Origin of the sequence: Ruegeria sp. HKCCD6604 (assembly GCF_013110635.1) — a bacterium.
Classification (GTDB): Bacteria; Pseudomonadota; Alphaproteobacteria; order Rhodobacterales; family Rhodobacteraceae; genus Ruegeria.
In genome coordinates, this window is sequence record NZ_WVQW01000013.1 from 1 (window position 1) to 12,278 (window position 12,278).

At 53.9% G+C, this 12,278-nt stretch carries 13 protein-coding genes; 8 read left to right on the forward strand and 5 right to left on the reverse strand.

What is annotated here, in order from left to right; all coding sequences use genetic code 11:
* The 4 genes from GS614_RS20230 to GS614_RS20245 form a co-directional block, all read right to left on the reverse strand.
* The coding region (locus GS614_RS20230; protein WP_171727178.1) for a DUF3604 domain-containing protein at positions 1 to 925 on the reverse strand (925 nt) is incomplete at its 3' end.
* A gap of 165 nt (positions 926 to 1,090) precedes the next feature.
* Positions 1,091 to 1,768: an FCD domain-containing protein gene (locus GS614_RS22535; protein ID WP_171727179.1), complete on the reverse strand. Its 678-nt coding sequence runs from the start codon at positions 1,766 to 1,768 to the stop codon at positions 1,091 to 1,093.
* Positions 1,765 to 2,796 carry a Gfo/Idh/MocA family protein gene (locus GS614_RS20240; RefSeq protein WP_171206346.1) on the reverse strand — a complete coding sequence of 344 codons (1,032 nt, stop codon included), beginning with the start codon at positions 2,794 to 2,796 and terminating at the stop codon, positions 1,765 to 1,767. The genes GS614_RS22535 and GS614_RS20240 overlap by 4 nt, the downstream gene beginning before the upstream one ends.
* Complete coding sequence (locus tag GS614_RS20245) at positions 2,793 to 3,881, reverse strand: isocitrate/isopropylmalate dehydrogenase family protein (RefSeq protein ID WP_171727180.1); 1,089 nt, start codon at positions 3,879 to 3,881, stop codon at positions 2,793 to 2,795. The genes GS614_RS20240 and GS614_RS20245 overlap by 4 nt, the downstream gene beginning before the upstream one ends.
* A 136-nt stretch (positions 3,882 to 4,017) precedes the next feature.
* Between GS614_RS20245 and GS614_RS20250 the strand changes: the two genes are divergently transcribed.
* From GS614_RS20250 to otnC, 7 genes are read left to right on the forward strand one after another with little or no spacing between them, the layout of a single operon-like run.
* A complete protein-coding gene (locus GS614_RS20250; protein WP_171206345.1) occupies positions 4,018 to 5,025 on the forward strand; it encodes a tripartite tricarboxylate transporter substrate binding protein in 1,008 nt (335 codons plus the stop codon).
* A 57-nt stretch (positions 5,026 to 5,082) separates the two neighbouring features.
* Positions 5,083 to 5,832, forward strand: coding sequence for a hypothetical protein (locus GS614_RS20255; protein WP_171206344.1), 750 nt, complete (start codon positions 5,083 to 5,085; stop codon positions 5,830 to 5,832).
* 4 nt (positions 5,833 to 5,836) lie between these two features.
* Positions 5,837 to 7,348, forward strand: coding sequence for a tripartite tricarboxylate transporter permease (locus tag GS614_RS20260; RefSeq protein WP_171617633.1), 1,512 nt, complete (start codon positions 5,837 to 5,839; stop codon positions 7,346 to 7,348).
* Positions 7,348 to 7,635, forward strand: a complete 288-nt coding sequence (locus GS614_RS20265; protein WP_171727181.1) for a putative quinol monooxygenase — start codon at positions 7,348 to 7,350, stop codon at positions 7,633 to 7,635. Before GS614_RS20260 ends, GS614_RS20265 begins: the two co-directional genes overlap by 1 nt.
* Positions 7,632 to 8,429 (forward strand): N-acyl homoserine lactonase family protein, encoded by a 798-nt coding sequence (locus GS614_RS20270; protein WP_171727182.1) that lies wholly within the window; start codon positions 7,632 to 7,634, stop codon positions 8,427 to 8,429. Before GS614_RS20265 ends, GS614_RS20270 begins: the two co-directional genes overlap by 4 nt.
* Entirely contained in the window at positions 8,426 to 9,703 is a 1,278-nt protein-coding gene (otnK, locus tag GS614_RS20275; protein WP_171727183.1) for a 3-oxo-tetronate kinase, read from the forward strand. The genes GS614_RS20270 and otnK overlap by 4 nt, the downstream gene beginning before the upstream one ends.
* Complete coding sequence (gene otnC, locus GS614_RS20280) at positions 9,700 to 10,341, forward strand: 3-oxo-tetronate 4-phosphate decarboxylase (RefSeq protein ID WP_171364190.1); 642 nt, start codon at positions 9,700 to 9,702, stop codon at positions 10,339 to 10,341. Before otnK ends, otnC begins: the two co-directional genes overlap by 4 nt.
* 234 nt (positions 10,342 to 10,575) lie before the next feature.
* Here otnC and GS614_RS22540 read toward each other — a convergent pair whose 3' ends face one another.
* On the reverse strand, positions 10,576 to 10,776 hold the full coding sequence (locus GS614_RS22540) for a transposase (protein WP_371809424.1): 201 nt from the start codon (positions 10,774 to 10,776) through the stop codon (positions 10,576 to 10,578).
* 290 nt (positions 10,777 to 11,066) lie between these two features.
* Between GS614_RS22540 and GS614_RS20285 the strand changes: the two genes are divergently transcribed.
* The gene (locus GS614_RS20285) at positions 11,067 to 12,041 is read left to right on the forward strand and encodes an adenylate/guanylate cyclase domain-containing protein (RefSeq protein WP_171641865.1); all 975 of its coding nucleotides are present in this window, start codon (positions 11,067 to 11,069) and stop codon (positions 12,039 to 12,041) included.
* The last annotated feature ends 237 nt before the right edge of the window (positions 12,042 to 12,278 follow it).

Sequence of the window (12,278 nt, forward strand, 5' to 3'; positions counted from 1 at the left end):
GTTCGTATAGTCTTTCCCATTTGTTTCGCGCTTCTGCGTATGCGGGATCTAACGGTACCCCGTCTGCGAAATCGTCAACGAGCGGGAACATCCAGCCGTTCGATAAGTTTCCATTGTGCGGAATAGCAAGCACACGCCCGCCGGTTGTTTGCTCATAGTTTTCCAACCACTTCCAAAGATCACGAGGGTTTGGTGAGCCTACCGGGGGCGTCGTTGTATAAGGCAGTATCTGCCTTGTGAGCTCAGGGCCGTCGCGAAATATCACGTTTCGGTGCAAATTGTTCCCTGCAACGAGAGATGTCCATTCATAGGCTATGAAGGTACTGAACACGCCTGGGTCATTGTACTCCTCCGCGGCATCAATAATGTCGTCCCAAACACGGGCGTAAGCGGGATTGCCGGGTTGATAGTTCAGCGCAGGGGAAACCTGTCCTTGAGCAAATGCCGCGGTAAGCTCAAGCGCAGCTGCCAAGGCGGCTTCCCCACCTTTGTTGAATTCCTCGTGGAAATATCTGCCTTGCTCATCCGCCAGGATGTTGGGTGCACCCCCAATGATGTCGGTGATTGCTCCCATCGCATCCGAATGGTCTGTAATCATGAAGAAATCGAGAGGTATCGAAAGTTTTACTGGTTGACCCGTGTTAGAGATCACCTCTTCGCCACGCGCAAACCGATAAGCATCTCGCGGCATCAGGCGTGTCCCGCCGCCGCCAGCATCCCCGGACAGTCCAGTATGAACGTGGGTGTCTCTAAAATAGACTTGAGTTGGATACGCACGCTCAGCGTAAGGTGAATAAGGGCGACCAGAAGGTCCAGAAAGCCCAGACGGTTTTATTGCATCCTGAGCAAGGATTGGGTTCCCCAAAATGAGAGCGAGGGGCAAAACATAGCGAAACAACTTTTCCTCCATAATTGGAGGCATCATAACACAACTCTGGTACGGAGTTTTTCCGGCCGAGAATAAATGTCTTCTACACTTGAGGAGTAGACCCTCGGTGAACTTCACCAAATGGCTGCAACAAGCTGGGAGCAGCAAATTATCCCGTGGTGCTAGCGATTTAATGAATTTTCGAAGAGCCGTCCAAGTGGTTCAAAGGCTGTTGAGCCGATGCTTCTCGAGTATCCCACAAAGCATAGTCTTGGCTTGGAGCCTGTGTTCTCGATGGCGTTCACGCGCCACATCCGGCCGACCTTCACTTATCGCTTGGAAAACAACACGATGATCCTCATTGGATTTGACTGGTAGCGGCCTGATAAACAGTGTCGTTGCGCGTGCGCGACGAACCTGGTCGCTCATCATGGCCACAATCGCTTCGACCCGTTTGTTGCCACCTAAACGCACGAGTTCCTGATGAAACAGCTCATCGGCCTCTGCCCAGGCTTCAAGGTCTTCGGCGTCGATGGCTAGGTCCATCTTTGCAATCGATCCAGCAAGTACCGACAGTTCATCATCTGAATAACCTGCTTCGGCTGCGCGCTGTGCTGCGAGGCTCTCGAGTTCCGTCAATATGTCGTAAATTTCACGCATATCATCTGATGAAACAGGCAGTATCCGCACACCCTTGCGGGGCCGCATTTCCAGCAACCCCTTACTTTCCAACATCAGCGCAGCTTCTCGTATCGGGGTGCGGGACATGCCAAGGGTTTCGGCGAGTTCCGACTCCAGATGGTCAGTCCCGGCTGCAAGTTCGCCGGATAGGATCATCCGCCGCAAATCCCTTACAGCGCGTTGTGTATTGGAAAGAGTTTTTGCGTCCTGATCCTTCACGGCGTCTCCAGGTTGATCTTTCGTCCCTCCGCAGCCGAGAGATAGATTTTCTCTTCTATGCGGATCACATCCAAATATTCTCGGGCCGTGTTTTCCAACAGCGTGCCCCGTAGAAGGCCCGAAATGACGTGACTTTGCAAGGCGTGGACACAGTCTCCTCCAAATCCTTCGTGATCGCTCGGAGGTAGAATCTGCTGTCGCTCCTGTTTTCCAAAAGCGCGCAGTTCAACTGAACCGTCGCCGTTAAGAACCAGCGATCCTTTCGTTCCTTCAATAAGCGCTTCGCCCATGGTTTGGCGCAGGTTTTCGGCACTGTGATCAAGGCACCTGTTCCCGTCGAACAGAGCTTTCAAGCCGTTGGGGTGATCAAACAAGATGTAACCTGCATCCTCGCCTGCGATAACGGGGTTCACTCGACGCAGGTCGGCATAAACCGCGCTGGGCGCATTAAACAGAAACCGGAACGTGTCTACCCAGTGAACCGCTGTTTCATGAACGAGGAAACGCGGCATGTCCTGAAAGTAGGGCTGCCGGTCAAGATAGGCGCGTGGTCCCTGTCCGTCGCCGGGCCGAAGCCGGAAAGTCGCTTGTAGAGGCGTTCCAATTCGACCTTCAGCCATCGCTTCCTTGATTGCGCGGTACCAAGGCTGGAAGCGAAAGTTCTCGTGTACGACAATCGTTGCGCCAACCTCATCTGCTTCGGAAACAACCTCCTCCGCTTCACCCAGAGACAAGCAAAATGGCTTTTGGCAGATCAGCCACTTGATACCAAACCGCAGTGCCGTGCGGATGGCCTCGGCCTGCGCCACAGGAGGAAGGATGATGTCCACGAGATCTGGTTCTTCTGCCTCCAACATTTTCGACAGATCATCATAAGCCGCCAGCCCTGTTTCCCTCGCTTTTTTGATATCACGGTTGCAGGATGCAACTGGAGCAGCGCCAGGCATTCTTGACCAGCTTTCGTAGTGGAACTTGCTGAAGTATCCCGCACCTACACACGCGACCCGAATGGCTTCTTTAGTACTCATGCCGGCAATGCTTCCAATACCGCTGAGGCCGCTTCCTGAGTTCCAGCTTTGCCGCCCAAGTCTCGCGTCAGGTTTTGACCGTTCGCCACCACCTTTTCTACGGCCTCGCGCAATCGAGCGCCGTCGCTGGACAGTTCCGGGTGATCATGGGTCAAACCCAACCATTCAAGCATCATTGCCGCGGACAGGAACATTGCAAAAGGGTTGGCAACACCCTGTCCCGCAATGTCCGGAGCGGAGCCGTGGCAGGGTTGGAACACGGCGTGGTTCAATCCGATATCTGCTGAAGGAGCCAGTCCAAGACCGCCCATAAGACCTGCACCAAGGTCAGAGAGGATATCTCCGAACATATTCTCAGTTACCAAAACATCGAATTCCCAAGGCTTCTGGACCATCCAGAGGGCGGTCGCATCAACATAAGCATGGTCTGCTTGTAAATCGGGATGGCGTGCGGCCTCGGCGTCAAAGATTGATCTGAAGAATGCAAAGGCGCGGAATACATTGGCTTTGTCGACACAGGTTACTCGTCCCGGGCCGCGACCGGACGCCTTGCGGTTGTTGGCGAGATCAAACGCAAAGCGGAATAGCTTTTCGGATACCTCGCGGGTGATCAGCAGGGTTTCACGCGCCTCATCTTCCGTGACTTCGCCCGTTCCTTGGGTGAAGAACAACCCTTCGGTGCTTTCACGGATCAAGACAAAGTCGATCTCTTTTCCGGGAGGCAGCGCCAAGGGGGTCATTTGTCCGCTGCTTACCTTTGCCGGACGCACGCCAGCAAAAAGGCCAAGCTGCTTTCGCAGGTCTATCTGAGGAGAAATCTCGGTTCCGTCAGGATATCGAACATCCGGTAAACCCATTGCTGACAGCAGAATCGCGTCGGCCTTGCGTGCAGTTTCGAGTGATCCTGTTGGGAAAGATTCTCCAGTTTTGGCGTAGTGGCCTGCGCCTGCTGGTGCGTCTGTAAACGCCAACTCGTAGGTCGGATTACCGCGCGAGAGATGGCGCAAAATTTCAAGCGTAGGCGCCATAATTTCCGGGCCGATCCCGTCCCCGTGGAAAACCGCGATATCGTAAGTCTTTTTCATTTTGGCCCGCTTCCTTCCCGTTTTGCATTCATAGCGCGATAGCAGCTTCCACTACAGTCCGTTGACAATGCATTCTTTAATGTATACGCAAATAAATGCAACAATAAACGCGAAGTTGTTTTGGGAGGACTTGGAAATGAAACTAAAGCTAGGGCGGTTAGCGGCCGCAGCCGTGATGGCGACCGGGATCGCAGGGGCAACTGCCGCGCAGGATTATCCCTATCGTGATATCACCACAGCTGTGGTCTGGGGGGCCGGTGGCGGCACGGACACGATTAACCGAATGATCATGGCCGAAATGGAAAAACACCTTCCGGTCTCGATCAATGTGATCAATCAAACAGGTGGGGTCGCAGGCTCCAACGGCATGGTCTATGTCATGAACCAACCAGACGATGGTTATACATTGGTCGGGCTGTCAGAATCGAATGTCACGGCCGCTGTGCAGGGGGGGTGGGACAAGAAATTTGATTTTTGGTATCCGTTTATTGTCGGCGGATCGCCTGATCTGATCTCGGTTCCAGCGGACAGCCCTTACAATACGCTGGAAGAACTGGTCGACGCTGCCAAAGCTGCTCCGGGTACTATTCCAGCAGCGGCTTCCGGTGCAGGTTCGATCCACCACTTGAACCTTCTGGCCATCGAAAAAGGGTCCGGTGCGGAATTCAAATTTGTTCCATACAAAGGCTCAGCACCCGGGCAGGAAGCGGCGATAGCGGGTGAAGTTGCGTTGGTTGTGACTTCACTGGCTGAACAGGCTCCGTTGATTGAGGGCGGTCAACTTAAACCGCTCGCAATGTTGACGCCCGAAGATGCGCAGATTGCAGGCACAACAGTGCCATCTGCCTTTGGCATCTATGACGGGCTCGACCAGTATCTGCCGCTCAAACAGGCCATCGGGTTTGCAGTTCACAGTTCAGCCGGAGATGACGTAAAGGCTGCGCTTGGCGCTGCGTTCGAGCAGGCGATTGCGTCCGACACCGTCGCTGAATGGGCTGCGGCAAACAAATACGATGTCGGCGGTCAGCACGGCGAAGAAGCTCAAGAATTGTTTGCGAACCTTGAGGCTACCTTTGCCTATACCTTGCAGGACCTTGGTGCTGCCACTGTCGATCCGGCCTCGCTGGGTATCGAGAAGCCCTAATCCGATCAATTTTGAAAGGGCGCGTTCGATCGCGCCCTTTCCTGAAGGAGGCAGGCCATGGACAAACCTGACGAAACACTGATCCTGCGGACGCGCGATTTTTGGGCATCGATTGCTCTTATCACAGTGTCCCTCTTTTTCCTTTGGAAGACATTGGACATTCCACTTTGGGGTGAAAACCGCGCCGGTGTAAGTGGATCTGATTGGTACAACTCGGCTGCAATTGTACCGCTGTTCATCTTCGGCGGGTTACTTGTCCTTTCCTTCGTTTTGCTGGCTATTTCGGTCCGTTCGGGCGGAGCTCAAAACGCGTTCAGTGCCTTGGGGATTGGATGGGATAAGTGCGAAGCCTACCGTGCTTCGACAATAGGCCTGATCCTTCTTGCATATGTAGTCGGACTGGTTCCCAGAGTGGACTTCATTCTGTGCTCTGGGTTGCTGATCACGGCTTTGACTTACGGCTATTACGGGGGTCATGCGCGGCGTGCTTTGGTGGCCTGTGTCGCAGTTGTCGCTGCCGGTTTGTTTGCGTTCGCCGTGTTTCCCGCGCAGGCGGATTGGAATGAACACGGTGATGATTGGTTTACATTGGCCGTTTGGGTCACGCTTACACTTGTGGTGTTGTCCAAAGCGGTTACTGAACGCGTTTTGCGGTTCGTTCCAGTGGTGGCGATACTTGCCCCGCTCATCCTTGTAAGCGCGATGGCCTTTGTTTTCCGGCAGAACGTGCCCGCGCGCGGCGGACTGATCTTCAAGCAAATCGAATACCACTACTACGTGACGCTTCGTCCGCTTTGGAAAGACTGACCGGATGGACTTTATCCTTTCGCAACTCGCTGGATTTGGGGCCGCTTTCGTGGGCCTGGCAGTGGACCCGCTGACCTATCTGTACTTGGTCGCATCCGTATTCCTGGGCATCGCATTTGGAGCATTGCCCGGACTTACGGCAACCCTGGCCGTGACGATCTTGACGGGCTTCTTCGGTAACAAAATCCCGCTCGACTATTCGCTCATTGCCTTGCTCGGGGCCTATGTCGGCGCGATTTACGGTGGTTCTTACCCTTCAATCCTGCTGAATATACCGGGCACGGCAGCCAGCGCTGCGACGGCCATGGATGGCTACCCTCTGGCCAAAGCGGGTCGAGGGGGCGAAGCACTAGGGCTCACCACGACGGCCAGTTTCATTGGCACAGTAATCGGGACCATCACGCTTTTGATTTTTGTCTGGGCGCTGCTTTTGGTTTCAAAGAACATCGCAAGCCCGGAGAAAGCATTGTTGGCCCTGTTCGGCATTCTGCTTTCTGGCACCTTGATGAGCGAAGACCTGGTGATCAAGGGATGGATCGCTGGTCTGATCGGGCTTGCGATGTCCATGGTGGGGCTCGACCCGCTGTTGTCTGAACCACGCTATACTTTCGGCTGGTCTTACCTGATGAGCGGATTTCAGGTTGTGCCAGTTTTGATGGGGGCCTTTGCGATCCCCCAAATCATTGATGGATTGAGGCACGTTGAGGCCGGGAAAGTTCTGGCCCTGAAAGGTCGCATTCTTCCGAACCTACGCTCCATCCGACGCTACCTGCCCACCATTGGCCGGTCAGGAGTGATTGGAACTGGGGTAGGAGCACTTCCCGGCGTCGGCGAAGATGTCGCCGGGTGGGTTAGCTACGGTGTCGGTAAGACTGTATCTGCCGAGGGCGACAAATACGGAAAAGGCTCTTTGGAAGGTCTGTTGTGCTCTGAGACTGCAAACAATGCCTGTATTGGTGGTGCTCTGATCCCGCTTTTGGTGTTGGGCATTCCCGGTTCGCCACCGGCCGCCGCTTTGATGGGCGCTTTCAAAATCAACAACGTGATCCCAGGCCCGACGATAGACCCCGAGATCATTCTGCGCGTGGTTGCAATACTTGTGCTGGCATCCCTGACAATGTTCCTGATGGGGCTTTTCACGGCTCGGGTATTTATCAAGATACTCGCCATCCCGCAGACCATCTTCTTGCCCGTCGTTATGGTTCTGACAACAATTGGATCTTTCAGCGTTGGTGGCGGCATCAATGATCTCTACCTTATGCTTGGTGTGGGTGCCGTTGCCTATTTCATGAACCTGATGAAATACCCAATCGCCCCGTTGGTGATTGGTGTTATTCTGGGAAGCCTGTTTGACGAAACCTTCCGCCGGTCGCTGTTCTTGTCGGACGGGGATCTTTCGGTCTTCTTTTCACGACCCGGTGCGACCATTCTGCTGCTGCTCAACATTGGTCTGATCCTCAGCCAACTGCCTGTCGCAAAGCGCGCTTTCTCACGCCTAAAAGGAATTTCTGTCTGATGTTTGCGGTTACTGTCACCTTCACTCTCAAGCCCGGTACGACAGACACCTTTTTACCGCTGATGGTCGAAAACGCTTCAACCTCTTTGCGTGAAGAACCCGGATGCCATCAGTTTGACGTTTGCCTCGTTGACGATCCCGAGACGGTGTTCCTCTACGAAGTTTATGAGGACGCTGCCGCGTTCGGTGTTCACCTCGAAAGCCCGCATTTCAAGTCCTTCGATGCTGCGGTGGCTGATATGATAGAAGCCAAAGTTGTTCACCAGTATTCCGAGGTCATTCGATGAACAATTGGGAAATCCACGCCGTCAAATATGCAGATCGCAATGCCCGGACGCGAGCTGATAGCTTCATCATCGATGACAATCACGACGCGCCTCATGCGATGGACTACTTCGTTTGGGTGCTCAAACGCGGCGACAAAGTCATTCTGGTAGATACTGGTTACGATAGCGGCGAGGCCACTGCCCGGGGTCGTCCCATCGCGATGGACCCTCGCGAGGCTTTGCGGCCCTTGGGTATTTCGCCCGAAGCGGTGACCGATGTCATCGTGACCCATCTTCATTATGACCACGCGGGGGGGCTGCATATGTTCCCTAACGCGAAGTTGCATATGCAATCGGCGGAAATGGCCTTCGCCACGGGCCCCTGTATGTGCCACGACCATCTGCGTGCGCCTTTCTCGGCGGGCCATATTTGCGAGGTCGTAAAGCGTCTCTATTCAGGCCACGTCATATTCTACGACGGAGAAGCCGAGATAGCAGATGGGGTGACTGTGCACTGCATCGGGGGGCATTCGCGCGGGTTGCAATGCGTTCGGGTAAGGACGTCAGGCGGATGGATGGTACTCGCCTCAGATGCCTCGCATTACTACGAGAATTTCATGGCGCGCAAAGCCTTTCCCATCGTTGTCGACCTGCAGGACATGATGGACGGTTTCGAGACGCTCGAGAGGTTGGCTTCGCATCCTCGACTCATAGTGCCCGGCCACGATCCACTTGTGCGCGAGATTTATCCCGTCGGAGCAGCGCCGCATATCCATAGGTTGGATCCAGGGCCGACGAAGGACATCAAATTATGAAGATCGGCGTCATAGCGGACGACTTCACTGGTGCGAGTGATATTGCGAACACCTTGGCAAAGGGCGTTGAGCCGGAAGGTGGGTTACGCACGGCTCAGTTTACAGGCATTCCAACTACCCCGGCGGACGAGGCGATCGAAGCGGGTGTGATCTCTCTCAAAAGCCGCACTGCACCTGTCGATGAAGCTGTTGCAAATAGCTTGCGCGCCCTACGCTGGCTCGCGGATCAAGGATGCGGTCAGTTCATTTTCAAGTATTGCTCGACCTTTGATTCCACGATGGAGGGAAATATCGGCCCCGTTGCGGAAGCACTCGCCAACGAGTTGGATGAGCAAAAGGTGGTTTTCTGTCCGGCCTTTCCCACCACGGGGCGTACCGTTTTTCAGGGACATCTTTTTGTGCACGGCAAGCTGTTGCACGAGTCTGGGATGGAAAATCACCCTCTTACTCCGATGACGGATGCCAACATCCGGCGATGGTTGCAGCGTCAGACCAAAGAAGCGGTCGGGTTGGTGCCCATTGACGCCGTGAAGCAAGGATCCGAGGCGATTGCTGCTGCTTTGAAAAACGCCGACGAACGATTTGTGATTGGCGATGCGATTTCGGATGAAGATTTGTTGGCCTGGGGCGAAACTCTAAAGGGTGCCAAGCTCATTACTGGGGGATCGGGTATAGCACTGGGGTTACCAAGAAACTTCTTGAGAGGGACTTCACCCAATAGTGCTGGCAGTGTGTTCCCTGGTTTCACGGGGCCCGAGGCGATCCTTGCGGGGTCTTGCTCAGGCGCTACTCGTGAGCAGATCGATGTTCATGCGAGTTCCCATCCGACCTTCGCAATTGATGTTCCGGGCGTCATTTGCGGAGATGTGACCACGCAAACGCTTTTGGAATTCTTTGAAACGCACTTGGGTCAGGCGCCGCTCGCATATTCGTCGGGAAACCCGGAAGATGTGCGCGCGATCCAAAACCAATTTGGTCAGGAAGAAGTAGCGGAAAAGCTGGACAATCTCTTTGCAGACACCGCGCGAGAACTTGTCCTGACGGGGTGCAAGCGATTGGTGGTGGCAGGAGGGGAGACGTCGGGCGCTGTCGCCAAAGCCGTGTCTGCGGCACTGGGGTCTCCTGCCATGTCGGTTGGGCCAGAGATTGACCCGGGCGTGCCGGTCCTGAGCGTTGGAAAAACCGAACCCATCGCGCTGGCGTTGAAGTCTGGAAACTTTGGCGCTCCGAACTTCTTTTTGAAGGCTCTCAGAATGATGGAGGCAGGCACATGAAATCTGAAGAATTGGTATTGCGGCAGCAGATGTCGGAGTTATGTGCCTCGCTGTTTGAGCGTGGATTTTCCGTCGGCACTGCGGGCAATGTCTCCGCACGTCTACACGACGGTATCCTGATGACGCCAACCAACTCAACTTTAGGAGATATCAACCCCGAGCGCATCGCCAAGATTGATTTGGATGGAAACCACGTCTCTGGCGACAAGCCGACCAAAGAGGTTTTTCTGCATCAGGCCTTTTATGAGACTCGACCAGAAGCGGGCGCGGTGGTTCATTTGCACTCGACCTGGGCCACCGCCCTGTCGTGTCTGGAAGACATCAACCCAGATGATTGTATTCCTCCGTTGACGCCGTACGTGGTGATGCGCGTCGGCACGGTCAAACTTGTTCCATACGTCAAGCCGGGTGATCCGAAATCTGGTGACCTGATCCGCGAATTGAGCGGTAAATACAGTGCTGTACTGTTGGCCAACCACGGACCCGTCGTCTCGGGAAAGGATCTTTTCTCAGCGGTCTGTGCAGCAGAAGAGTTGGAAGAAACGGCCAAGTTGCTCGTGGCACTGCGGGGTATGCCAACCCGAACGTTGGATGCAGAACAAGTCGCAGAACTCAAAGAGACATTCGGCAGGATTTAATCCAACGCAAAATACTGACTGTGCAGACTTTTGGGCAAATCGTGCAGGGCTATGGGCGTTAAACTTGAGTTTAATGAACGGAATCTATGGCAAGAAAGCCGCGTTTTGAGGCACCTAGGCCCGGTGTGGCTTATCAATTGCGGGCGTTCTTTGCTGGCCGAATGCAAATACTGCACCGGACTCTGACAAACGCTTATGCTCTCAATGTATCATTTCTCACGGGTGACCGGGCCTTCAGTTTAGATGACAAGAATTTGATTTCGGCGGAGCGTGCGGTTCAAATACAGGGGTGTTTTTGATGAACTGTGGGCAGAATTTGCGGCCTAGCTGCTTCTTCAGCCGCCGGTTCTCGGAATCCAAAGCACGCAGCTCCTCGTCAGACAGTTCCATGCCGCCAAACTTCGATTTGTATTTGTAGAAGGTGCTCTGGCTGATCCCAAAGCGCTAGTAAACATTCCCGTATTCTCGCAAGCTTCCTGTTGCTTGATCATCTGAATGATCTGTTCGCCGGTGAATCTCACTTTCACTTGTCCGTCCTTTAGTTGGCAAGACTCTACGCAAAACAGGAGGAGATTTGCGGGCTCAGGTCATGTCCTGAAGAAACACAAAAGTCTTGATCTGACCAATTCCCGGCGGCAGCATTGACCTGCGTTGTTCGAAAAATGGGGATACCGTTTGCAAGGCCTTCTTGGTCTCTTCCTATGTAGCGTCTCGGGTTGCTTGCGATGATACATTCCTCACCTGAACTGCTGGCAGTTTCCAGGCGTTGGTATGAGATTCTCAGAACCAAGAAGAATACTGAGGAATTGCGGAACTTTCTGTCGAAGGCAGAAGAACTTCGGTTCGTTGGAACCGGCGAAGGCGAGTATTGGAGCGGGCAAGCCGTCCGTGATGGGGTTAGCGGCTTTTTTGCGGAAATCCCGGCACCGGTCGTTTTCGAGGAAATTGAAGCGGAAGCCTTCGAAAACGGAGAAACGGGATGGTCATCCTTTGTCCATAAGATTCAATTTGTCGGCTTTGACGAAGCCGTCTTCTATCGCACCGTCCTGATTTTTGTCCTGGAGGGAGCAGCCTGGAAGATCATCAATCGCCACGCTTCAGTGCCCACTCCGAATATTGAACTTGTGGGTAAGGAACAGCTGGCCATCCAAAAACTGATTGATGCCGCACGCGATGAAGGGCCCGAGCTGACCCAAACCGAAGGTTTAGCTTCGGTACTTTTCACTGATGTGGAGGGCAGTACGGCATTGGCAGAGGCGTTGGGTGATCAGCGTTGGTCGGTGCTGATCGAAAACCATTTCCGGGTCTTGTCGGCGATCATTGAAAAGCATCATGGCCAGTTCGTAAAATCCCTTGGAGATGGAACGTTGTCTGTCTTTCCGTCTGCGAAAGAAGCATTAGCGGCTGCCGTCAAAATTCAGAAGGCCATTGCGTCGGTATCCGAAGAGCCGTTTTTCGGAATTCGTATTGGAATTCACACTGGCGATGTCGTGCAATCACGTGGAGATTTTTTCGGTACCGTGGTCAACAAGGCGTCACGCATTACAACGGCTGGTGTGGCAGGTGAAATACTCGTTTCAGATGTGACCCGCGCCATGGTTGCCGGACAGACCGGTTTTTCGTTTTCCGGCCTAGAACCCAGACTGCTCAAAGGTCTCCGTGGACACCACGTTCTATATCGGCTCCAGTGGAATAACTGAGCGTTGACTTTAACTTAACCCGACAAGTCGAATAGTGCCCTCGCGGATCAGTTGGGTACAAAGCACTGTGTTGCACAGTACAGAAAATCGCCAAAATACTCCGGTGGATTGCGGCTATCGCCCTACTGTCACGTGTGCAGTACGCAACAAGATCAGCATACAATTTCTCGCGCGCCGGATCGTTCGGTTGGGTCAGTGTCATGTCCTTCCAAAGACGAGATGCGCTGTAGATGCTTC

What these genes read in the sequence shown, in the direction of transcription:
- GS614_RS20250 (WP_171206345.1), top strand. Translation starts at nt 4,018, where the DNA reads ATGAAACTAAAGCTAGGGCGGTTAGCGGCCGCAGCCGTGATGGCGACC.
- otnK (WP_171727183.1), top strand. Translation starts at nt 8,426, where the DNA reads ATGAAGATCGGCGTCATAGCGGACGACTTCACTGGTGCGAGTGATATT.
- otnC (WP_171364190.1), top strand. Translation starts at nt 9,700, where the DNA reads ATGAAATCTGAAGAATTGGTATTGCGGCAGCAGATGTCGGAGTTATGT.
- GS614_RS20240 (WP_171206346.1), bottom strand. Translation starts at nt 2,796, where the DNA reads ATGAGTACTAAAGAAGCCATTCGGGTCGCGTGTGTAGGTGCGGGATAC.
- GS614_RS20255 (WP_171206344.1), top strand. Translation starts at nt 5,083, where the DNA reads ATGGACAAACCTGACGAAACACTGATCCTGCGGACGCGCGATTTTTGG.
- GS614_RS20260 (WP_171617633.1), top strand. Translation starts at nt 5,837, where the DNA reads ATGGACTTTATCCTTTCGCAACTCGCTGGATTTGGGGCCGCTTTCGTG.
- GS614_RS20270 (WP_171727182.1), top strand. Translation starts at nt 7,632, where the DNA reads ATGAACAATTGGGAAATCCACGCCGTCAAATATGCAGATCGCAATGCC.
- GS614_RS20265 (WP_171727181.1), top strand. Translation starts at nt 7,348, where the DNA reads ATGTTTGCGGTTACTGTCACCTTCACTCTCAAGCCCGGTACGACAGAC.
- GS614_RS20285 (WP_171641865.1), top strand. Translation starts at nt 11,067, where the DNA reads ATGATACATTCCTCACCTGAACTGCTGGCAGTTTCCAGGCGTTGGTAT.
- GS614_RS20245 (WP_171727180.1), bottom strand. Translation starts at nt 3,881, where the DNA reads ATGAAAAAGACTTACGATATCGCGGTTTTCCACGGGGACGGGATCGGC.